23 protein-coding genes are annotated in these 21,662 nt (G+C 68.9%); 5 read left to right on the top strand and 18 right to left on the bottom strand.

Annotation, left to right across the window (positions count from 1 at the left end; genetic code table 11):
- Positions 1 to 175: 175 nt before the first annotated feature.
- The gene (locus tag AW272_RS03370) at positions 176 to 904 is read right to left on the bottom strand and encodes a demethylmenaquinone methyltransferase (protein WP_066360952.1); all 729 of its coding nucleotides are present in this window, start codon (positions 902 to 904) and stop codon (positions 176 to 178) included.
- Positions 905 to 1,004: 100 nt separating this feature from the next.
- On the opposite strand from AW272_RS03370, the gene AW272_RS03365 reads away from it, so the two are divergent.
- Complete coding sequence (locus AW272_RS03365; RefSeq protein WP_066361219.1) at positions 1,005 to 2,219, top strand: NHL repeat-containing protein; 1,215 nt, start codon at positions 1,005 to 1,007, stop codon at positions 2,217 to 2,219.
- Here AW272_RS03365 and AW272_RS03360 read toward each other — a convergent pair whose 3' ends face one another.
- Positions 2,220 to 2,426, bottom strand: coding sequence for a DUF4229 domain-containing protein (locus AW272_RS03360; protein ID WP_066360951.1), 207 nt, complete (start codon positions 2,424 to 2,426; stop codon positions 2,220 to 2,222). It lies immediately after the preceding gene.
- Between the two features lie 240 nt (positions 2,427 to 2,666).
- Between AW272_RS03360 and AW272_RS03355 the strand changes: the two genes are divergently transcribed.
- A complete protein-coding gene (locus AW272_RS03355) occupies positions 2,667 to 2,891 on the top strand; it encodes a BldC family transcriptional regulator (protein WP_030456135.1) in 225 nt (74 codons plus the stop codon).
- 127 nt (positions 2,892 to 3,018) lie between these two features.
- On the opposite strand, the gene AW272_RS03350 is transcribed toward AW272_RS03355, so the two are convergent.
- Both AW272_RS03350 and AW272_RS03345 read right to left on the bottom strand, forming a co-directional pair.
- Complete coding sequence (locus tag AW272_RS03350) at positions 3,019 to 3,267, bottom strand: hypothetical protein (RefSeq protein ID WP_066360949.1); 249 nt, start codon at positions 3,265 to 3,267, stop codon at positions 3,019 to 3,021.
- 11 nt (positions 3,268 to 3,278) lie between these two features.
- Positions 3,279 to 3,983, bottom strand: coding sequence for a hypothetical protein (locus AW272_RS03345; RefSeq protein ID WP_066360947.1), 705 nt, complete (start codon positions 3,981 to 3,983; stop codon positions 3,279 to 3,281).
- A 315-nt stretch (positions 3,984 to 4,298) separates the two neighbouring features.
- Here AW272_RS03345 and AW272_RS03340 point away from each other — a divergent pair, with 315 nt between their 5' ends.
- Complete coding sequence (locus tag AW272_RS03340) at positions 4,299 to 4,595, top strand: PLDc N-terminal domain-containing protein (protein WP_066360945.1); 297 nt, start codon at positions 4,299 to 4,301, stop codon at positions 4,593 to 4,595.
- A 5-nt stretch (positions 4,596 to 4,600) separates the two neighbouring features.
- Here AW272_RS03340 and ccsB read toward each other — a convergent pair whose 3' ends face one another.
- The 4 genes from ccsB to AW272_RS03320 are packed head-to-tail and all read right to left on the bottom strand — an operon-like array spanning position 4,601 to position 8,360.
- Positions 4,601 to 5,524 (bottom strand): c-type cytochrome biogenesis protein CcsB, encoded by a 924-nt coding sequence (ccsB, locus tag AW272_RS03335; RefSeq protein WP_066360936.1) that lies wholly within the window; start codon positions 5,522 to 5,524, stop codon positions 4,601 to 4,603.
- A complete protein-coding gene (resB, locus tag AW272_RS03330) occupies positions 5,514 to 7,058 on the bottom strand; it encodes a cytochrome c biogenesis protein ResB (RefSeq protein WP_066360934.1) in 1,545 nt (514 codons plus the stop codon). Before resB ends, ccsB begins: the two co-directional genes overlap by 11 nt.
- Positions 7,055 to 7,783, bottom strand: a complete 729-nt coding sequence (locus AW272_RS03325) for a cytochrome c biogenesis CcdA family protein (protein WP_066360932.1) — start codon at positions 7,781 to 7,783, stop codon at positions 7,055 to 7,057. The genes resB and AW272_RS03325 overlap by 4 nt, the downstream gene beginning before the upstream one ends.
- Complete coding sequence (locus AW272_RS03320) at positions 7,770 to 8,360, bottom strand: TlpA family protein disulfide reductase (RefSeq protein WP_066360930.1); 591 nt, start codon at positions 8,358 to 8,360, stop codon at positions 7,770 to 7,772. Before AW272_RS03320 ends, AW272_RS03325 begins: the two co-directional genes overlap by 14 nt.
- A 698-nt stretch (positions 8,361 to 9,058) precedes the next feature.
- Here AW272_RS03320 and AW272_RS03315 point away from each other — a divergent pair.
- The gene (locus AW272_RS03315) at positions 9,059 to 9,715 is read left to right on the top strand and encodes a C39 family peptidase (protein WP_066360929.1); all 657 of its coding nucleotides are present in this window, start codon (positions 9,059 to 9,061) and stop codon (positions 9,713 to 9,715) included.
- 17 nt (positions 9,716 to 9,732) lie between these two features.
- Entirely contained in the window at positions 9,733 to 10,317 is a 585-nt protein-coding gene (locus AW272_RS03310; RefSeq protein WP_066360927.1) for a hypothetical protein, read from the top strand.
- An 843-nt stretch (positions 10,318 to 11,160) separates the two neighbouring features.
- On the opposite strand, the gene AW272_RS03305 is transcribed toward AW272_RS03310, so the two are convergent.
- From AW272_RS03305 to AW272_RS03260, 10 genes are all read right to left on the bottom strand, one after another.
- On the bottom strand, positions 11,161 to 12,321 hold the full coding sequence (locus AW272_RS03305) for a DegT/DnrJ/EryC1/StrS family aminotransferase (RefSeq protein WP_083957901.1): 1,161 nt from the start codon (positions 12,319 to 12,321) through the stop codon (positions 11,161 to 11,163).
- 42 nt (positions 12,322 to 12,363) lie between these two features.
- Positions 12,364 to 12,990 (bottom strand): histidine phosphatase family protein, encoded by a 627-nt coding sequence (locus tag AW272_RS03300; RefSeq protein ID WP_066360925.1) that lies wholly within the window; start codon positions 12,988 to 12,990, stop codon positions 12,364 to 12,366.
- Between the two features lie 39 nt (positions 12,991 to 13,029).
- Positions 13,030 to 13,950 carry a LysR family transcriptional regulator gene (locus AW272_RS03295; protein ID WP_066360922.1) on the bottom strand — a complete coding sequence of 307 codons (921 nt, stop codon included), beginning with the start codon at positions 13,948 to 13,950 and terminating at the stop codon, positions 13,030 to 13,032.
- A gap of 188 nt (positions 13,951 to 14,138) precedes the next feature.
- A complete protein-coding gene (gene hemL / locus AW272_RS03290) occupies positions 14,139 to 15,431 on the bottom strand; it encodes a glutamate-1-semialdehyde 2,1-aminomutase (protein WP_066360920.1) in 1,293 nt (430 codons plus the stop codon).
- A gap of 11 nt (positions 15,432 to 15,442) precedes the next feature.
- A complete protein-coding gene (locus AW272_RS03285; protein WP_066360919.1) occupies positions 15,443 to 16,066 on the bottom strand; it encodes a bifunctional DNA primase/polymerase in 624 nt (207 codons plus the stop codon).
- Positions 16,067 to 16,166: 100 nt separating this feature from the next.
- Positions 16,167 to 17,153: a porphobilinogen synthase gene (hemB, locus tag AW272_RS03280; protein WP_066360917.1), complete on the bottom strand. Its 987-nt coding sequence runs from the start codon at positions 17,151 to 17,153 to the stop codon at positions 16,167 to 16,169.
- A 22-nt stretch (positions 17,154 to 17,175) separates the two neighbouring features.
- Positions 17,176 to 18,756, bottom strand: a complete 1,581-nt coding sequence (locus AW272_RS03275) for a bifunctional uroporphyrinogen-III C-methyltransferase/uroporphyrinogen-III synthase (RefSeq protein ID WP_066360915.1) — start codon at positions 18,754 to 18,756, stop codon at positions 17,176 to 17,178.
- A complete protein-coding gene (hemC, locus tag AW272_RS03270; protein ID WP_275527275.1) occupies positions 18,753 to 19,658 on the bottom strand; it encodes a hydroxymethylbilane synthase in 906 nt (301 codons plus the stop codon). The genes AW272_RS03275 and hemC overlap by 4 nt, the downstream gene beginning before the upstream one ends.
- Positions 19,655 to 20,935 carry a glutamyl-tRNA reductase gene (locus tag AW272_RS03265; protein WP_066360913.1) on the bottom strand — a complete coding sequence of 427 codons (1,281 nt, stop codon included), beginning with the start codon at positions 20,933 to 20,935 and terminating at the stop codon, positions 19,655 to 19,657. The genes hemC and AW272_RS03265 overlap by 4 nt, the downstream gene beginning before the upstream one ends.
- Positions 20,932 to 21,630, bottom strand: a complete 699-nt coding sequence (locus AW272_RS03260) for a redox-sensing transcriptional repressor Rex (protein WP_066360911.1) — start codon at positions 21,628 to 21,630, stop codon at positions 20,932 to 20,934. The genes AW272_RS03265 and AW272_RS03260 overlap by 4 nt, the downstream gene beginning before the upstream one ends.
- Positions 21,631 to 21,662: the final 32 nt, after the last annotated feature.

Raw genomic sequence — 21,662 nt, 5'->3', positions numbered from 1 at the left:
GACCTGTCCTGTCCTTTTGAGTTCTTTCGTGCCTTTGTGAACTACTTCACAAACTTGTCGCGCCGCAGTCTAGTCCCTCCCCCGACAAGTTCGTCAGGGGGTAGACGGCTACCGACGGGTAAACATGCACCTTCCTGGCGAAAAGATCGCCAGCCCTGGCGCCGCGGTGCAATTTTCATGACATTTCCGGTCGAGTAGCCCGGTGGAGTGCCACGATCCCCATGCTCAGGTCACGCCACGCCACCCGCTTCCACCCGGCGCCCTGGATGACCGCCGCCAGGCTCCGCTGGTCGTGCCAGTCGCGGATGGACTCGGCGAGGTATTCGTAGGACTCGGGGTTGGAACTGACCGCCCGCGCCACCACCGGCAGCAGCCGCATGAGGTATTGCGTGTAGATCGTGTCGAACGCCTTCGGCTTCGGCCGCGAGAACTCGCAGACGACCAGCCGCCCGCCGGGACGCGTGACCCGCAGCAGTTCCTCCAGCGCCTGGCCGGTGTCGGCGACGTTGCGCAGCCCGAACGAGATCGTGACCGCGTCGAACACCCCGTCGGCGAACGGCAGCTTGAGCGCGTCACCGGCGACGAACGTCACACCCGCGACGCCGCCGGTCAGCCCCGACGAACCCCGGCGCTCGACGCCGGTGCGCAGCATGCCGAGCGAGAAGTCGCAGGCGATGGCGCGCGCGCCGAGCTGGGTGAACGTGTCGGTCGAGGTGCCGGTGCCGGCCGCGAGGTCGAGGACCAGCTCGCCGGGCCCGGCGTCGATCGCGGACGCGGTGGCCCGCCGCCACAGCCGGTCCTGGCCGAGCGACAGCACGTCGTTGACGAGGTCGTAGCGCGCGGCCGTGCGGTCGAACATGGCCGCGACCTCATGGGGCTGTTTGTCCAGCGAAGCGCGCGTCATGGTGCCCAGCCTAGGACTCCCTCACACACCGTCATGCCACGCCTGGTCGAATGCGCGCAACGTAGTGCGTTGATTACTCTGCGTCTGCTAGGACTTGGCCATGCGTGCCAGATTCATGATCACAGTAAGCGCTCTCGCGCTCGTCGCCACTCCGGCGTCGGCGGGCGTCCGACACCCGTCGGTCGTGTCGGCGAACCCCGTGAACCACACACCCCATGTGTTAGACGGCATCGTCAACGCGCTGGCGCTGGTGGGCGGCACGGTGGTGGTCGGCGGGGAGTTCTCCTCGGTCAGGTCCGGCACGGCGACCTACCGCCGCACCAACCTGTTCGCCTTCGACCTGACGACCGGCCGCGTCTCCCCCTTCGCCCCCTACCTCGACGGCCCGGTCAACGCCCTGGCCACCGGGACCAACGGCACGGTCTACGCCGGCGGCTCCTTCTCCCGGGGCATCGCCGCGGTGTCGGTCCCGTCGGGCGCCGCGGTCCCGTCGTTCGGGGCCACCGCCTACGGCGGCGAGATCACCTCTCTCGTACGTCAGGGCGCACACCTCTACGTCGGCGGTGACTTCTCCCACATCGGCAGAGCGCAGCGCACCGCGCTGGCCCGCCTCGACGCGAACACCGGCGCGGTCGACCCCACGTTCACCGTGAGCCCCGGTGGCGGCAGGTCCGACGCCGACCCGAAGGTCCACGCGATGGCCGCGACGAAAGACCGCCTGATTCTCGACGGCTCCTTCACCACCCTCGACGGCAGGCCCCGCGACCAACTCGGCCAGATCGATCTCAAGACCGGCAAGGTGGCCGCATGGCGCACCGACGCCTATGCCCCGCATTGCCGCGACGGATTTCCCTCTTATGTACGCGGACTCGACGTCTCCCCCGACGGAACCTATTTCGTGGTGGTCACCACCGGAGGCGCGTCCCCCAAGACGGGAAAACTCTGCGACACGGCGGCGCGCTTCGAGACGTACGCGAAAGGCGCGAACGTGAAGCCCACGTGGGTCAACCACACCGGTGGAGATTCGCTCTACAGCGTCGCGATCACCGGCAAGGCCGTTTACGTCGGGGGCCATCAGCGCTGGATGGACAACCCGCTGGGAAAGGACTCCGCCGGGCGCGGAGCGGTCCCGCGAGAGGGCATCGCAGCGATCCATCCGCGCACTGGAATGGCGCTCGGTTGGAATCCAGGCCGCGAGAGAGGAATCGGGGTGAAGGCCTTTCTCGCGGTAAAGAAGGGGCTTTTGGTGGGAAGCGACACCACGAACCTCGGGCACGAGTACCATGCCCGAGTCGGAATGTTCCCGATGCCCTGACTAGCCCTCGGGCTGGTGTCTCTTCTCGCTGATCCGCTCACTGACCGCGTCCCGCTGCTTCGACAGCAGAACGTAACTGGCGAGCCCGCTCAGCACCACGGCCACGGCGAGCAGCGCGACCGATCGCAGGCCCAGCAGATAGAGGACGCCCAGGGCGACGGCGAACAGCCCAAGGCGGGACAGGGTGTAGACGATTACCGGATGCACGCCGTAGAGGTTACGTCACTGTCCCGTATGGCGGACTCTCTTCGCATCCGTCGCGAGCGCTGCTAGTGTGCCCATCACGGCGCTTTCGTAAAGAAACACCCACGAGCGCCCCAAAGAGGCTCTATCATATAACAATCGGGCACTGAGCCGGTAACATCCCGTGATCTTCTCTGAAAACCACGGATAAATCAGGCTTCGCTCGGCACACTGGTTACCTGTCCGCCCGCTGCAGGACGCGGGATGCGAGGGGGAGAGATTGTGGAGAGTAGCAGCGAGCGTCTGCTGACCCCTGGAGAGGTTGCCGCCCTCTTCAGGGTCGACCCGAAGACCGTGACTCGCTGGGCCGCGGCGGGGAGAATCAGCAGCATCCGTACCCCCGGAGGGCACCGGCGTTTCCGCGAGTCGGAAGTGCACGCCCTTCTCCGCGGAGAGGACGTCCTTACGGCTGACAAGCCGAACGGGTAGCTTCGCGGTAGAGATGCAGTAAGGCGCGGCAGACCAAGAGCCGCGCCTTTTCTGTTTTCAGGCTGATGTCCAAGGTTCTGTTGTCGGGGCGCCATCCGCGCCGGCAACAGAATGGACTTATAAAATATTACCCATTGGACGTGTCCTGCTCCGCCTTGAAGGCCAGGAATTCACGTTCGAGCTCGTCGTTCTCTTCCTGCCATCTGCGCCGCCGCTCGGCTTCTTCTTCCTCGGTGATGGACTCTTCCAGCCACTGGTCGTAGTCCGGCTCGCCGGGCGCGATCTCGACATACGCGTTGCCGATCAGGCGGCCGTCGTCGCTGGTCAACGACTGCGGGACCCGCAGCGTGCCGTCAGCGAGCCGGATCACGAACATCAGGGACCTACCTAGATTCCGTAGCGCCTGTTGAAGAAGAGCATGACGTTGAGTGCGGTTCTGGTGTCCCCGCCCAGCATGTCTATCAGGGCGGGACGCTGCCTCGACGCGATGGCGGCGAAGGCGTCGGCGAAGAACTCCTTGCGGCCGAGTTCTCCGGACTGCTTGTGGAAGGTCGAGGCCAGATGGGGGATGCACTCGTCGTAGAGAGCGGCGAACTCGGGTGAGTCCGACACCCACTCTCCCGGACGGGAGTCCACATCGTCCAGCGCATGACCGACTTCGTGCATCATCACATCGGGCGTGGGACTCGGGCGGTCACCGACGACGATCTTGCGGTCGCCGTACGCGCCGGCGCAGATGTCCCAGGTCGCGCGGCCACTCGGGAGCGGGGCGCCGCGCAGGTAACCCATGTCGTCGAGGTCGGGGACGCCTCCCGGGCCAATGTAGATGCCGTCGAGGCCGACGGCGAGCGTCTCCTTCAGCCGGTCGGGCAACCGGGCCAGGCTGTCGACCGCGCGGATGATGTCGGGGGGCGGCGGGCCGTCCATGGAGTCCCACTGCCGGTAGAGGATCGTCTCCAGGGCGCCACAGTAGCGGCGGCCGTCACGGTAGTCGGGGCTGTCGGGGTGGTGCGGTTCGGCGCGTGCGGGCTGGTCGTCCAGCTCGAAGTCGCGCCAGGTGTACTGCGGGCGGTCAACGACCGGGGCGGTCACCGGGGTCTCGACGACTCGGGGGGTGTCCGCCCAGAAGTCGGTCCGTTCGGTGACCTTCGTTTCCCTGCGCTCCTGCGTTGCCTCGACCCCACGAATCGAGACATAGCTGGCTTCTGCGTGGCTCCGCTGCCACCACCGATTCCCTCGCCGGTGGCGGCCTCTGTCGCCCTGCTGCGCCATCGCACCTCTCTCTAGGTCGGGAAGGTGCTGTACCGGCCCACAGTACGATGCCCGTCTGGTCCGAGTCATCCCGCTTCGTCGGCTGCTATCAGTGACGCAACACGATCAGGCCACGACATGGCATACCGTGTTGGAATGGCGAACGTGGTTGTCGGGCTGGCGCTGCTGGCCTTCTGGCTCTACTGCCTCTTCGATGTCATCACCACTCCCCCAGAAATCGTGCGGACGCTCCCCAAGGCCGCGTGGGTCCTGGTCGTGATGATTCCGGCGATGGGCGGGGTGTTGTGGCTGCTCGCCGGGCGACCGGTGCCCGAACCGATCACTCCCGGACAGAACCTGCTCCCCTCGCCGCCGCCCCCGGCGCCGAGGGGTCCTGACGACGACCCCGACTTCCTCCGCAGCCTCGAGCGCAAGTTGCGCGAAGAGGACTAGCCCCCCTACTTGCTGACGTCGGCGTAGGAGTGCATGCCGCCGATGAAGATGTTCACCCCGACCAGGTTGAACATCAGGCAGGCGAACGCGATCAGCGACACGATCATCGCGGCCTTGCCCTTCCAGCCGGCGGTCGCACGCGCGTGCAGGTAGGCGGCGTAGGCGACCCACGTGATGAACGCCCAGACCTCTTTCGGGTCCCAGCCCCAGTAACGGCCCCACGCCTTGTCGGCCCACAGCGCGCCCGAGATGACGGCGAAGGTCCAGATGGGGAACGCGATGACGATGACGCGGTGGGCGACCCGTTCGAGGTCGGCCCGCGCGGGCAGCCGCGACGGGCCCTCCTTGCGCACCAGGAACAGCGCCGCGGCGACGCCGCCGACGATGAACAGGCCGCTGGCCGCGATGGCGGCGCTGACGTGGATGGCCACCCAGTAGGAGTCGAGCGCGGGCACGACCGGCCCGGCCTGCGTGTAGAGGACGCGGACCGCGAACCCGAGGCCGATCGCGGCGACCACGGCGACGAACGCACCGAGGAACCTGACCGGGTAGCGGACCTGGAGGAACAAGAACACCGTCACCGCCGCGAGCAGCATGGCGACGACGAACTCGTACATGTTGCCCCACGGCCAGCGGTCGACCGCCAGGCCGCGCGTGAGCGTGCCGCCCACGTTGGCGGCCCAGCCGAGCCACAGGGCCACGGTGCCGGCGAGACCTGCCTTGGGCGCCCAGGAGGCGGGTTCCGGCGCGGCGGCCTCCGGGACCTCCTCGGCGGGACCGCCGACGGAGACCAGCTTGCGTTCGCGCACCGTTTCGGTGACGCGGCCGAAGGCCAGTTCCAGGGCGTAGCCGACCATCGCGGCCAGGTAGAGGAGAATGGCGGCCAGCACGAGCTGGTCGCTCAATGTGGCCAAGCGATCAGGGGACATCCTTCACCTCTGCACGAGCGTGCTGTTCCAGGGCTTTCGTCAGTTCGGCGAACTCCTCGCCGAAGTCACCGCCCTCGGTGCGGGTCAATCCTCCCACTGTGACCCCTCCGTCCCTCAGCCGCACCCACACCCGGCGGCGGCGGATCTGGAGGGACAGCAGCAGGCCGAGGATCGCGGCGCCGGAGGCCAGCAGGGCCGGGAAGCGGCCCGGGTCGTAGGTGGTCTGGAGGGTGATCCACTCCTTGACGCCGGTGAACTCGATCTTTCCGGCGCCTTCGGGCAGGTCGATGGCCTCGCCGACGGCCATGGGCTTGGGCGAGGCGGTCATCTGGCCGAGGGGCTTGAGGTTCTGGTGGGCGCCCAGGTCGTACACGGACTGGGGGGTTCCCGCATCGAGCCCCAGGTCGCCCTTGAACGGCCAGATCTGCACGGTCGGGTTGGCCGCGCCAGGGAAGATGGACAGCCACTCCTCGCCGTTCGGCACGGTCGAGGGCAGGAAGCGGCCGAGGAAGGCGAGCTGGTCGGGGGCTGCGTCGGGCACCTTGATGACGCACTCGGACTCGAAGGTCGCGGTGTTGTTCACCAGGCACGGGACCGGGCCCTCGAACGCCACCTTGCCGTCGCCACCGGTGATGCGGAACGTGGGGGCGTAGCCGTGGCCGATCAGGTAGGTCAGCGCGCCGTCGGCTTCGAGAGGCTCGTTGACCCGCAGTTCGACCTCGCGCTCGGGGGCGCCCGGCGCGTCTTGCACAGCCAGCTTGGCGAAGTAGTCGAGCGGCTGGCCCTGCTTCTCGTGACCGGGCCCGACGTAGGTCGCCTGGAAGTCCTTCAGCGTGAACGAGAACGGCTGCAGATCCTCGGGCGACACCTGCGACCCGGGCAGGTAGCGGTCGTAGGCGGCCACCGTGTTGGAGAACCCGTCGCCCTCGACCACGAGCACGTTGCCCCGGTAGCCGAACAGCCCGCCCGCGCCCACCGCGACCAGCAGCACGAGCAGCGCGACGTGGAAGAGCAGGTTGCCGGTTTCGCGCAGGTGGCCCTTCTCGGCCGACACCCAGCCCTCGCCGGTCGCCACCCGCCAGCGCTTCGACCGCAGATAGGCCTCGGCCGAGGCGAGGTCGCCCTCGATGTCGGCGTGGTGCGGCAGCCGGGCCAGGTTGCGCGGCGCGGGTGGCGGCGTGCGCCGGATCTCCTTCAGATGCACCGCCAGGCGCGGCAGCACGCAGCCGACCAGCGACAGGAACAGCAGCAGGTAGATGGCCGCGAACCAGGGCGCCTTGAAGACGTCGAACAGCCAGAACCGGTCGAGCCACTCGGCCTTGACCGGGTCGTCGGTCAGGTAGCGGGCCACCGCGCCCGGATCGACCCCGCGCTGCGGGAACAGCGACCCCGGCACCGAGGCCAGCGCCAGCAGGAACAGCAGGATGAGGGCGGTGCGCATCGAGGTGAGCACCCGCCAGCCCCAGCGCAGCCAGCCGATCGGGCCGAGCCCCTTCGGGCGCTCCTGAGTCGTCTTCTCTTCGGTCAGCGTCATATCACCGGCTCGAATCCGCCGACCCAGGTCTGGAGACCGGCGATGAGCTCGCCCCACAGACCGGTGACCAGCAGCAACCCGACGGCGACCAGCATGGCTCCTCCGATCCGCGTGATGAGCTGGGAGTGTCGGCGCACCGCGCGGAACGTGTGGAGCGCCTTGCGATAGGCGAGCCCGGCCGCCACGAACGGCAGCCCGAGCCCGAGTGCGTAGCCGAACGCGAGCAGCGCCCCTCTGGCCGCGCTGCCCTGGTCGACCGAGAGGGTCAGCACGACGGCCAGCGTGGGGCCGATGCACGGTGTCCAGCCGAGCCCGAACACGATACCCAGCAGCGGGGCCCCCGCGAGCCCGGCGGCGGGGAGCTTGTGGATGCGGAAGTCACGCTGCATCCCCGGGATGATCCCGATGAACGCCAGCCCGAGCACGATCGTGATCCCGCCGAGCACCCGCGTGATCACCTCGGCGTTGCCGAGCAGCGTCGACCCGAGCCCGCCGAACAGCGCGCCGCCCAGCACGAAAACGAGGGCGAACCCGAGCACGAACAGCAGGGATCCGAGCACCAGGCGCCCCCGCTTGGGGTCGGCGCTCATGCCGGTCACGTAGGACAGATAGCCCGGCACCAGCGGCAGCACGCACGGCGACAGGAACGACACCAGGCCCGCGAGCAGCGCGATCGGCAGGGCGACCAGCAGCGACCCCGAGGCGACGGTGTCAGCGAGATTCACTGGAGACCTTGGTCACGGCGTCGAGCAGCGCCTGGTATTTCACGGCGCCCAGGGCGCGGGCCGCGATCCTGCCCTCTTTGTCGATGATGAGGGTGGAGGGGATGGCGGCGGGCGGGACCGTGCCGGAGAAACCGAGCAGGACCTTGCCGGCCTGGTCGTGGATGCTCGGGTAGCCCGGCGCCAGCTGGGTGTCGTAGGCGGTGGCCGCGGCCTGCTGGTCTTTGAAGTTGATGCCGAGGAAGTCGACGCCGGTGGACTTGGTGCGGGCGGCGACGTCTTTGAGCGTCGGCCCCTCGGCCCGGCACGGCGCGCACCACGAGGCCCAGAAGTTGATGACGGTGACCTTGCCCTCAGCCATCGAGGTCTGGCCGCCTTCGAGGGTCCGGCCCTCGACGACCGGGGCGGGCTTGCGCTCGCCGGGCTCGAAGATCTGCACCTTGCCGTCACCGGCGACGAAGCGGGTGTCGTCGGACTCAGGCTGCCCCGTGCCCCCGACGTTTCCGGCGCACCCGGCCAGCACCAGCATCGGCAGCAGCGCCGAGCACACGGCGACGACAGCACGCGAAAAGGGGGACATGGAGGAGATCTCCTTGAACTACAGCCGGTAGAGCATCCATATTATCGGCCCACCCTGCGGGTGGTCGGTCCGGGCGCTCTGATCCGGTGTCTTCCCTCCTCGCTCCGGTTCGCTCCAGAGCCTCCACTGATGATCCCGGACCGCTTCAGCCGAGCCTGAAAGCGAGCACGTCAGAGAAGGCGCGCCAGCTGATGGTCAGGTGCCCGCGCCGCGCAGGGGACGCGCACAACACCACGCCACGACGGCGTGCGGATCGCCATGTCCAGGGGGAGACCTCACCTTGCTCAACGCCCCTTTCGCCCGCCTGATCATCCGGCCGCACCCGCCCCCCGGCAAGGGCTCGGCCCTGACGGATGCGAGGTTGGCCGGATCTGGACACCGTTCCTTATGGAACGCGCCACTCACGCACGCCATCGCCAGCCTCACCGAGGTTCTGGCACCCCGCCCCCGTACTCACTGACCGCGCACGTCAGCACCCAAATGACGGCTGGCGACAGCCGCCTTGACGGAACCTCAGCCGGGCTCAGAGGCTCGAGTTTCTCGGCTCCACTCCGGATAAATCTGCCCATTTACATTCTCGGCTGTCCGGTTAAAGCTCTGCCAAGGATGCCGTTGAAATCATCAACACGAAGACGGCGACGACGTAACCGGCGTAGCGAAAGGAATGACGTCGCGTGTCACAACCAGACGAGGGCGTAATGATCAAGAGCCTCGGCTCGACATACTGGCGCAGCATTCAATACCAGGAACAAACATTCTGGTGTTGGAACGCGACGACGATCAGCGTCGCGAACTTCTACGCCAACGCGCAAGTTTGGACCCAGTGCGGATTCGCCGCCGCAGTCCTCAACAGGGACGACTCCCGGCTCGCCGACCAACGTCCGTTCAGGTGCTGCCCGGATGGCGAGTTACGCGGGGACTGCAACCAGGGCTGGTGGCCGGATGCGGGGCCGCTGCAGCAAGCCGGGATTCAGGTCCCGGTTGCCGAAGCCGACAGGCATCGCGTCGACCAGACGTGGACGGGCGGCAGGTGGGTGGGGCTCAAAAGGCTCACGGAGCTGACGAAGAACGAGGTCAAGGCGGAGATAGACGCCGGACGCCCGATCATCATGAACATCGGCTGGGGGGGCGGCCTCTCCGGCCACGTCGTCAACATCTGGGGGTACAGCTACCGCCCGGAGACCGGTGAACTGGTGCACGTATGGGTGCACGACCCGTGGGAGGACACGGGGGGCGTATACGAGGGCATGGAGGACGCTCCCATCATGTGGATCGCGTGGGAGACGCTCTTCGGCGGCTACCCGGGCGGCCAGAACGGCACCTGGAACAGGACCTTCAAGACTCGGCGCAACTAGCCTCAGGGAGCTTCGCAATGCCGTTGAACACGCCTGAACCGCCGGGACGGATCCGCGACGAAACACGCTCCCATCTCGGCCAAATCGCCAGAGCCAGCGGAGACGGCCCGAAACTGCTGGGCGAGTTCGCCCTGAATGACGTGAAGGTGTCCACCCCACACCAGGTGTTCGCACTGCTCGTGCGAGACATCGAGGCCGGCGGCGGCCTGGAAGCGGCGCAGCCGGTGGGCTGGCGATTCCTGCTGGAGTCCGGCGGCAATGTGCTCGCCGGCGCCGAAGTCTCCGAAACGCCGGAACGCACCTTTCCGCCAACGTTCTACAGAGGCTCATCCGTTGGAGCCACCGCGACCGCGGTCAAGGCCGCACGAGCCCTGCCGCAGCTCCAACTGGCCGGGTTCGACCTCCGGCTCCTACGGATCCCCGAGCTCTACCAGATGGCCCTGTGGTTGCACTCACCCACCACCGACCTGCTCATACCGCTGGCGCCCTCCCCGATCGGGCGCGAGGGCCAGGTCACACCATCACCGCTGTTCGTCCGAGAACTCACCGCCCGTGCCCGGGACTACAGAGCCCACCAGCCTCCCAACCCGGAGCCGGTCTAACGCCATCCGCTCGCCCTTCCTGGAGGTCGTCCAGAAGACCGCCGGTCGGCGTGAGCTGCTCGGGGAAGCGGGGGTGACCCATGACCTGGTCATTCTGCTAGCACAGCAACCACCTGGCGGGGATCGCACGAGCGGCGGAACGCCGCGCCCTCCCGCCGGGTGTGCGACGAGACCCAACCTCAAGGCCGCTGCATCGATCCACCTACCTGGGCGGTCCTCAACCTGAGCTCCACCGTGGCAGCGCAACGGCTTCGGACTCAAGCCTTGTCCGCCGAGCCCTTTCCCGAAACACTCTCAGGCCGCACATTCCTCTGCGCTGTCACACCTTCACGTTCACATGAACGGAATGCGGCACAACCTGTGCCAGTTTTCGCGGCACTCAATCCTTCTCTGCGGTCGTCACATAAAGTATCGGGCGAACATAAGCGCCCTCATTTGGTGTGAACAAGCGCGGATGCCCAGCGAGGGCATCCGCGCTTTCTGCTGTACAACAGAAGTCCGTGGGGCCAGGTTGCCGATGATCCGTACATTGGAAATCCCCCGATTCAACACCTCTTGCCGAATGAGCTGACGACGCACCTCAGTCCACCCTCCGCGCTACTGCCGGGGATGTCCCACCGCCGCCCGTACGTCTCCGCCGGCTCCGACAGCTTCACCGCACCCACCACCGCTTATCGCGACGACGAGAGAGCCGACGACTCATCCCGTGATCCGCCCAGAACGAAGACGGGGCAGCGAGCACACACGCGAACGGCTTCGCCCAGCCCTTCGGGTCATGACCCGAACCAGTAGACACGCATGCCCACCCCGGGCTGAACAGGACCAGCTCCCGGGCAAGCATGACTAGACCTGGCGAAAAGGCACGACTATGGGCCCGTCGCACATGTGGAAGTCGCGGACGGCGGCGGCGATTCGGCCCGCTTCTTCGTCGGTGAGCTCGGGGTAGAGGGGCAGGCAGATCAGGTGCGGGTTGACGGCCGCGGCCTGGGGCGTGGGATGGGCCCGGTGGACGAAGTCCGCGAAGGCGGGCTGGTCGGGGAGGAGATAGGGGTAGACCTGCTCGCTTTCGATGCCCCGGCGGTCGAGGTGCTCGGCGAGGGCGGGCACGTCGGGGACCTGGAGGACGTACTTGTAATAGACGTGCTCGTGGCCCGGTGCGACGGACGGCGTGCGGACGGGCAGGTCGGCGAAGGACTCGTCGAAGAACGCGGCGAGTTCGCGGCGGCGGGCCGCCCAGCCGGGGAGCAGTCCGAGCTGGTGGGTGATGATCGCGGCGTTGGCCTCGCCGAGCCGGGCTCGGGCGCCCGCTTCGTGGTGGGTGTGCCGGTCGGCGGTGGTGCGGCCCATGTTGGTGAGGCGGCGCAGCAGCGGCACCGCGTCCGGCCGGTTGGTGAGGATGAGCCCCCCGTCGTCGAGACCGCCGATCACCTTGCCGACCCACAGGGAGAAGCAGCCGAAGTCGCCGAAGGTCCCGGCGGGCCGTCCGTGGAGGGTCGCGCCGGCGGCCTGGGCGCAGTCTTCGATGACCGTGAGCCCGTGCCGGGCGGCCAGCGCGCACAGCGCGGGCATGTCGGCCATGTGGCCGTGCAGGTGGACGGGGATCACCGCGCGGGTGCGCGGGGTGAGGGCCGTTTCGACGGCCGCGACGCTGATGCAGCGGGTGTCGGGCTCGACGTCCACGATGACCGGGACCGCGCCGACCGCCGCGACGGCGAACGCGGTGGCCGCGAAGGTCGCGGCCGGGACGACGACCTCGTCCCCCGCCCCGATCCCGGCCGCCCGGAGCGCGAGCTGTAGGGCCTGGGTGCAGGAGGTCGTGGCGACGGCGTGGCCGCCCCAGGACCGCTCGAAGGCCTTCTCCATCGCGGCGGTGCGCGGTCCGTAGTGGAAGGCGCCCGAAGCCGCGACGTCGTCGACGATCTCCAGGATCACCTGGCGCATGCCCACGACCCGGCGGGCATGGCCCTCGGCCCGGATCCTCGTCACTGTGCCGACTACTGTCATGATCTTCCTTACGTTCGGAGATCACTCACAGTAGGGGCTCGGCTACACGTTCTTGAGCAACGCCGCCGCCGGTTCGCTGTAGCCCACGCTGACCAGGCGGTCGCCGTCGAACGTGAACGTCGTCAGGCTGGCCAGGCTGCACTGGCGGCGACGGGGGTCGTGCCAGAGGCGCTTGCTCTCGGTGGCCAGGCGGATGATCCAGATCGGGAGCTGGTGGGAGACCAGCAGCGCCTCGTGACCCCGCGACTCGGCGCGCGCGTCGTCGATCACCGACTTCATGCGGGCCACGACGTCGCGGTAGGCCTCGCCCCAGGACGGGCGGCGCGGATCGCGGAAGTGCCAGAAGTTGCGTGGGTCGCGGAAGAAGGCGCGGTTGTCGTTGGCCACCTTCTTGCCCTCGAAGACGTTCATGGCCTCGGTCAGCCGCACGTCGAGGGTGACCGGCAGCTTGAGCACCTCGGCCGACGCCGCGGCGGTCTCCTGGGCCCGCTCCATCGGCGAGCTCCAGAGAGTCACGATGTCGCGGTTCGCTATGGATTTCGCCACCATGTCGGCCATCGCCCGGCCATTGTCCGACAGGTGGAAGCCGGGCAGCCTGCCGTAGAGGACCCCGGTCGGGTTGTACACCTCACCATGGCGCAAGAGGTGAACGACGGTCGTCTCAGTCATGGTGGCGCCAGCCTACTCGTACCGTCCGACGAGAGGGCGTCAGGCCAGCCGAAGCGTGGTCTCCAGTTGCGTGCAGACCGTCCGCAGCGCGTCGACGGCGGCCCGGATGGCCGGGCGGCGGGCCGCGTCGGTCCGCCACACCGCGTAGATGCGCCGGGTCGGCCGGGGCAGGATCGGGATGATCCGGACCCCTTCCGGTACGACCCCCCGCCCGAGCCTCGGGATCAGCGCGTGGCCGTGACCACCCGCGACCAGCGCGAGCTGGGTCGGATATTCGTCGGCCATGCAGACGATGTCGGGTTCCTTGCCCGCCGAACGCACCAGGAACAGCAGGAAGTCGTGGCAGACCGTGTTCGGCGCGGAGGTGATCCAGCGGTCGTCGGGCAGATCCGCCAGCGCGATCTCACGCCGGTCGGCCAGCAGGTGGTCGGCCGGGACGGCGATGTCGGCCACGTCGTCGAGCAGGGCGTGGCGGGACAGGCCCTCGGGCATGGCCATCGGGCGGTTCAGCCAGTCCTGCACCACAGCGAGGTCGATCTCACCACGCGAGACCTCGCGGATCATCCGTTCCGGCTCGCGCTCCCAGAACAGCAGGCCGAGATCGGGGTGCTGATCGTGGAGCACCTTCAGCGCCGCGGGGAAGATGCCGCGCGCGGCCGTCGGGAAGGCCGCGATCGACAGCCGCCCGACCACCGCGCCACGCAGCGCCTCGAAGTCGGCCTCGGCCGTCTCGACCAGCGCGAGGATCCTCTCGGCGTGTTCGGCGAGCAGGCCGGCCGCGTCGGTGAGCTTCACGCCGCGGCCGTTGCGCTCGACGAGCACCGCGCCGGTCTCCTTCTCCAGCTTCGCGAGCTGCTGGGAGATGGCCGACGGGGTGACCATCAGCGCCTCGGCCGCGGCGCCGACGGAACCGTAGGTGGCGACGGCGTGGAGGGCCTTGAGCCGGTGCAAGTCCAACATGTAGCCAGTCTAAAGCGTTCACCCAAGAAAATCTCGCTTGTCCTCAACTATTAAGTATTGCAAGATGAAGACATGCGAATCATCAACAACCTCTTCACGAAGCAGTCGCCCGCCGCCCGCGTTTCCTACCTCGAGACGCTGGCCACCAACGCCCGTCAGTCGAGGGCCAAGAACCGCGCCCGGTCCGTCTAACCCACTGCCTGAGCCGCGGCCTTGGCCGCGATCGGGAGGGCATCGACGACCTTCGACAAGGCCGTGTCGTCGTGGGCGGACGACAGAAACCAGGCCTCGAAGGCCGACGGGGGAAGATAGACACCCTGGTCGAGCATCGCGTGGAAGAACGCGGTGAACGCGGCCGTGTTCTGAGCCTTCGCCGACGCGAAATCGGTCACCGCGCCGTCGGCGAAGAAGATCGAGAAAAGATTTCCGGCCCGCTGCAGCCGATGGGGGACACCGGCGGCGGCCAGCGCGCCGGCGACCGCGTCACCCACGGCCAGGGCGGCGGCGTCGACCCGAGCGTAGACGTCGTCGTCACAGGCCCGCAGTGTCGCCAGCCCGGCGGCGCAGGCCAGCGGGTTACCCGACAGGGTGCCCGCCTGGTAGACCGGGCCCTCCGGGGCCAGCCGGGCCATCACATCGGCCCGTCCGCCGAACGCGGCGGCGGGCAGACCACCGCCCATGACCTTGCCGAACGTCACCAGGTCGGCGTCGACGGGGTCGAGGCCGTACCAACCCGCGGCCGAGACCCGGAAGCCGGTCAGCACCTCGTCGACGATGAGCAGCGCGCCGTTCTCCCGGCACAGCTCCTTGAGCCGACGGTTGAAGCCCTCCGCGGGCGGCACCACGCCCATGTTCGCCGGGCACGCCTCGGTGATCACGGCGGCGACCTCGTGGAGCGCGAACGCCTCCTCGACCGCCGTCAGGTCGTTGTAGGGCAGCACCAGCGTGTCGGCCGCCGACGCGCCGGTCACGCCCGGGGTGTCGGGCAGTCCGAAGGTCACCACGCCGGAGCCGGCCGAGGCCAGCAGCGCGTCGACGTGGCCGTGGTAGCAGCCGGCGAACTTGACGATCTTCGAGCGGCCGGTGAAGCCGCGCGCCAGGCGGACCGCGCTCATGGTCGCCTCGGTGCCCGAGCTGACCAGGCGGACCTTCTCCACGGGCGCCACCCGGGAGACGATCTCCTCGGCCAGCAGCACCTCGCCCTCGGTCGCCGTGCCGTAGGAGAACCCGCCGGACATCGCGTTCGTGACGGCCTCCACCACCGCCGGATGACGGTGGCCGAGGATCATCGGCCCCCACGAGCAGACCAGGTCGACGTAGGTGTTCCCGTCGACGTCGGTGATGTAGGGCCCCTGCCCGGACGCCATGAACCTGGGCGTGCCGCCCACGGCGCCGAACGCCCGGACCGGCGAGTTGACCCCACCCGGGACGATCTCCTTGGCCCGCGCGAACAGGGCCGCTGAATTGTCGGTACGACTCACGCCCACCGAGCCTAGTCGGCGAGCACGTCCAGCACGCGCAGCGGATCGGGCAGCGGACGCCCGTCAGGCGGCCGGACCCAGCTCACCGAACCCCCGCCGACCAGCGACGACGGCGGCGCCAGGACGTAGGAGTCACGGCAGTGCCAGCGCAGCCCCGGATTGGATTCGATCGTCTCAGGACCGGTGTCGATCGACGACGTCCACCACTCGTCCTCATCCTCCGGGTTACCGCGCGTGGCGACGAAAAAAAGAACCCGGTCGCCGTTGACGGCGACCGGGCCTGAAGACTCCAGCGAGGTGAGGGCGGACATTCCGATTTCCGCCGGCACGTCGAACACGTCGAATACGCGTCCGGTGGGCAGGACCACATTGGCCTCTGGTTCCTGCTCGAACCACCGGGTGAGCTGGGCCGTGTCGGTCGTGGCCTGGTTGCGCCAGGCGGGCGACAGCGGATGGGCGCCCGGATCGGGACAGCCCACACGATCACATGAACACGCCCGCTGCCCCTCGCGCAGCGGATGTGCTCCCAAGCAGCTCGCCCAGCCCAGCCGGGCGTAGTCGACTACCGCCTCGAGCCGGTGCGGTATTCGGTGCGCACGGCGCTTCGAACGGCGAGCAAGCGGGACCCCGACCATCTGATGCTGTTCCTCCCCCACAGAGAAAAAACGGGCTGTTGCCCCCGATAATGCCCGGACTCACAGGATCTTCGCAGGGCGACCCCAGGAAAACGGAACCTCAGCTCAGTCTGCGCGCCACTTCGGTCGCCCAGTAGGTGAGGATCATGTCGGCCCCCGCGCGACGGATCGCGATCAGCGATTCCATGATCGCGCGGTCGCGGTCGATCCAGCCGTTGGCGGCGGCGGCCTCGACCATGGCGTACTCCCCCGACACCTGGTAGGCGGCCACCGGGACGTCGACCAGCTCTCTGACCTGGTGGATGACGTCGAGGTAGGCCAGGGCGGGCTTGACCATGACGGCGTCGGCGCCCTCGGCCAGGTCGAGCCTGACCTCGCGCAGGGCCTCGCCGATCGGGCCGGCCGGGTCTTGCTGGTAGGCGTTGCGGTCGCCGAACTGGGGGGCACACTCGGCGGCGTCGCGGAAGGGGCCGTAGAACGCCGAGGCGTATTTGACCGAGTAGGCCAGGATCGGGATCTCGGCGTGGCCGTCGGCGTCGAGGGCCGTGCGGATCGCGCCGACCTGGCCGTCCATCATGCCGCTGGGCGCGATCACCTGGGCGCCGGCGCGGGCCTGAGCGACCGCGGCGGCGGCGTAGCGCTCCAGGGTGAGGTCGTTGTCGACCTCACCGGTCGCCGTCAGGATGCCGCAGTGGCCGTGGTCGGTGTATTCGTCGAGGCAGGTGTCGGCCATCACGACCAGCGCGTCGCCGACCTCTGACGCGAGGTCCTGGAGCGCCAGCTGGACGACGCCCTCCGGGTCGTCGGCGCCGGAACCCCGGCCGTCCTTGACCGCCGGGATGCCGAACAGGATGACGCCACCCACGCCCGCCTCGGCGGCCTCGTGGGCCGCCTTGCGGAGGCTGTCACGGGTGTGCTGGACGACGCCCGGCATCGACCCCACCGGAGCCGGCTCGGCGATGCCCTCCTTGACGAACATCGGCAGGATCAGCTCAGCCGGGTGGAGCCGGGTCCCGGCCACCATCCGACGCAGCGGAACGGTCCGGCGCAGCCGTCGTGGGCGGGCGACCGGGAACTCGGCACTCATGCGAAAACCACCTTCGTGGGGGTCACTTGGGACGTCGCCGGGCACCCCTTCGAGTCTGCGAGGGGCGGCGCGGGATCTCGCCGGCGGAGACGGCCGCCTGGCGCTGCTTGGCACCATACTCCGCCAGTGCGGCGGCCAGCGCGGAAGCCGACGGCTTGTCGGCCATCACGTCGACGCGCAGGTTGAACTCCTCGGCCGTCTTGGCGGTCTGCGGCCCGATGACCGCGATGACCGTGACGTTGTGCGGCTTGCCGGCGATGCCGACGAGGTTGCGCACCGTCGAGGACGAGGTGAACAGGACGGCGTCGAAGCCGCCGGTCTTGATGGCGTTGCGGATCTCCTCGGGCGGCGGAGCGGCCCGGACGGTCCGGTAGGCCGTCACGTCGTCGCACTCCCAGCCGAGCTCGGTCAGCCCCGCCACCAGCGTGTCGGTGGCGATGTCGGCCCTCGGGAGCAGCACCCGGTTGATCGGGTCGAGCATCGAGTCGTAGGGCGGCCACTCCTCGATCAGGCCCTCCGACGACTGCTCGCCGGTCGGCATCAGGTCGGGCTTGACCCCGAACTCGACCAGCGCCCTGGCGGTCGCGTCGCCGACGGCGGCCACCTTCAGCCCGGCGAAGGCGCGGGCGTCGAGGCCGTATTCGTCGAACTTCTCCTTGACCGCTTTCACCGCGTTGGCGCTGGTGAAGGCCACCCACTCGTAGCGTCCGGTGACCAGGCCCTTGATGGCGCGGTCCATCTGCTGCGGTGTGCGCGGCGGCTCGACGGAGATCGTCGGGACCTCTTCCGGCACCGCGCCGTAGCTCCGCAACTGCTCCGACAGGCCCGCGGCCTGTTCTTTGGTACGAGGCACGAGCACCCGCCACCCGAACAGCGGCTTGGTCTCGAACCACGAGTGCTTCTCCCGCTGGCCCACGGCGTCGCCGACCACGATGAGCGCCGGTTCGGTCATCCCGGCGTGCTTCAGGTCGGGCCCGAGACGGCCCAGCGAGGAGACCACGGTGTACTGCTCCGTGGTGGTGCCGTCGCTGGTCACCGCGACCGGCGTGTAGTCGGGCAGACCCGCGGCGATCAGCGACTTGCCGATCGCGGGCGCCTCTGCCACCCCGTTGTAGATCACCAGCGTGCCGTCGACCGACGCGTGCCGCGACCAGTCGTCGATCTGGGCGGCGTCGACGATCCGGAACTCCGGCCCCGACGACGCCGGCGGGATGCCCGCGTAGGTCAGCACGGCGGTCGCCGGCGGCACCCCGGGCACGATCTCGAAGTCGACCTCGCCCCGGGCGCAGGCCGCGACCTCCTCGGACACCGAGGAGAAGAACGACGGATCACCCGGGCACACCCGGACGACCAGCTTCCCGTTCTTGGCGGCGCCGACCGCGCCGGCGAGCGCGTCGGGGTCGGCGACGACGTCGCGCACGTCGACCGTCGGACGGCAGTGCCGCAGCAACGGGCCGTACGACTCCCGGTCGACGACCACGACGTCGGCCTTGGACAACAGGTCGGCGCCCCGGAGTGTCAGCAGGTTCTCGTCACCGGGACCGGCGCCCACGAAGGCGACGAAGCCCCCGATGCCGATCTCATGATGCTCTGACGCGGTCAATGGGCCTGCTCTCCCATCAATTGCCCGGCCCCCTCCGCGATCATGGTGGTCGCGAGCTCCCGCCCGAGTTCCATGGCCGCGGAGCGAGGTCCGGTGGTGGACTTACGCACCGCCGAGGTGCCGTCGATCGACACCACGGTGGCGGTCAGGGTGAGCACATGGCCGTCATCGACGGCATAGGCGCCGACGGGGGCGGAACAACCCGCCTCCAGTGCGGCGAGCACGGCACGCTCGGCGGTGACGGCGTCGCGGGTACGCACGTCGTCGAGCGTGCTCAGCAGTTCGATCAGGTCGGGCCGGTCGGCCCGGCACTCCACCGCGAGCGCGCCCTGGCCGGGGGCCGGCAGCATCTCGTCGGTGTCGAAGAAGTTGGCGATCTCGTCGTCACGCCGCAGCCGGACCAGCCCTGCGGCGGCCAGCACGACGCCGTCGAGCTGGCCGGAGGTCACCTTGCCGATCCGGGTGTCGGCGTTGCCGCGGATCGGGACGTACTCAAGGTCGGGGCGCAGCTGCCGTAGCTGGGCGATGCGGCGCGGCGAACCGGTGCCGACGCGGGCCCCACGGGAGAGATCGGCGAGCTTCAGCGGGCCGACCAGCGCGTCGCGCGGGTCGTCGCGCCGGGGGATCGCGGCCAGCGTGAGCCGCGAGTCGGGGTAGGTCGGCAGATCCTTGAGCGAGTGGACGGCGAAGTCGATCTCGTCGCGGGCCAGCGACTCGCGCAGCTCGCTGACGAAGACCCCGGTGCCGCCGAGCTGGGAGAGCTGTGCCTTGGTGACGTCGCCGAAGGTGGTGATCCCGACGAGGTCGACGCCGCGACCGGTGAGCTCGGTCAGCCGGTCCGCCACCTGCTGCGACTGTGTCGTCGCCATCAGGCTCTTGCGGGTGCCCAGCCTCAGGTTCACTGCTCGATCTCCATCCGGGAAACGGCGTCTGGCGCCTTCGGGTCCAGGTTGAACAGCTCGCGCAGCGCCTCGGCATAATGATCGCCTGCCGGAGACGCAGCGAGCTGCTTGACACGCACAGTCGGCTCGTGGAGCAGTTTGTCTACCACCCGCCGGACCGCCTGTGCCACTTCGTCTCGCTGACGTTCGTCGAGGTCGGGCATGCGGGAGTGGAGCCTGCCGAGTTCGGCCTCGACCACCTGGGCCGCGCGACTGCGCAGCGCCACCACAGTAGGCGTCACCTTGGCCGCGCGGGCGGAGTTGAGATATGCGGTGACCTCGTCGGCCACGATGCCGCGCACGGCCGCGATGTCGGCGGCCCGGCCCCCGTCGAAACCGGCGCCCGACCGCTGCATGTCTTCGAGGTCGACCAGGGTGACCTGCGGCAGCGCACGGACAGCGGTGTCGATGTCGTGGGGCAGCGCGAGGTCGAGCAGGAACAGCGGGACCTGCCGGGCCGGGATCATCTCAGGGGTGATCACGCGGGTGCCCGCGCCGACGCAGGAGACGACCAGGTCGGCGGTGGCGAGCTCGGCGGCGATCTCCGAGAGCGGGACGGCCCGGCCGCCCACGGTCTCGGCGAGGCGCTCGGCCCGCTCGAAGGTCCGGTTGGCGATGACGATCTCGGTCACGCCCGCGCGCGCGAGCGTCGCCGCCGTCAGCGCGCTCATCGAGCCCGCCCCGACAACCAGCGCCCGGCGGCCCTCGATGGGCCCGAGCACGGTCTCGGCCAGGGAGACGCCGACGCCGATGAGGGAGGCGCCCGCGCGGTCGATGCCGGTCTCGCTGTGGGAGCGCTTGCCGACCCGCAGGGCGTGCTGGACGAGCTCGTTGAGGATCGAGCCGACCGCGTCTTCCTGCTGTGCCAGCCGCAGCGCGGCCCGGATCTGGCCGAGGATCTGGCCCTCGCCGACCACCATCGAGTCGAGCCCGGAGGCCACCGACATCAGGTGGTGGACGGCCTGGTCTTCGTAGTGCACGTAGAGGTGGGGGGCGAGATCGGCCCCCGCGTGCCGGTCGAGCAGCGTGGTGATCGCCGAAACCCCGCCGTGGAACCGGTCGACCTCGGCGTAGACCTCGACCCGGTTGCACGTGGACACCACCATCGCCTCCGCGACATGCGCGTCCTGCCGCACGTCGTGGAGGAGTTTCACCAGGGCGTCGCCGGAGATCGTCACCTGCTCGAGCACCGAGACGGGTGCGCTCCGGTGGCTCAGCCCCACGATCAGCAGACTCATGAGACCTCCCCCGCCCATTCCTCGCCCATCACGGGCCCCCCATTCACCTTGCGCTGCTCATGGAACGCGAGGATCTGCAGTTCGATGGACAGATCGACCTTGCGGACGTCGACGCCGGCAGGGACGGTGAGCACAACGGGGGCGAAGTTCAAGATACTCGTCACACCGGACGCGATGACCCGGTCGCAGACCGCCTGCGCGGCGGGCGCCGGAGTCGCGATGACCACGATCGACACCCCCCGCTTTGCGATCACCGATTCCAGGCCGTCGCTGTGTTCCACGACGAGCCCGGCGATGTGGTCGCCCACGACCTCCGGGTCGGCGTCGAGCAGCCCGGCCACCCGGAACCCCCGGGAGACGAAACCGCCGTAGTTGGCGAGGGCGCGGCCCAGGTTTCCGACCCCGACGATCGCGACCGCCCAGTCCTGGGTCAGGCCGAGTTCGCGGGATATCTGGTAGATGAGGTACTGAACGTCGTAGCCGACGCCCCGTGTTCCATAAGATCCCAGATGAGACAGATCTTTGCGGAGTTTGGCGGAATTGACCCCCGCCGCGACCGCGAGATCTTCGGAACTGACTGTGGCTACGGCCCGCTCGGCCAAACCGTTCAACGCACGCAGGTAGAGCGGCAGCCGGGCGACGGTCGCGTCGGGGATGCCACGTTCACGCGGTTGTTGCGGGGTTCGGCGAATCACAGGCCGGCACTCCAGAGGGGGAATCGGTTTCG

The organism is Herbidospora mongoliensis (genome assembly GCF_001570545.1).
GTDB lineage: Bacteria > Actinomycetota > Actinomycetes > Streptosporangiales > Streptosporangiaceae > Herbidospora > Herbidospora mongoliensis.
This window is presented reverse-complemented; position numbering and strand designations above follow the sequence as displayed.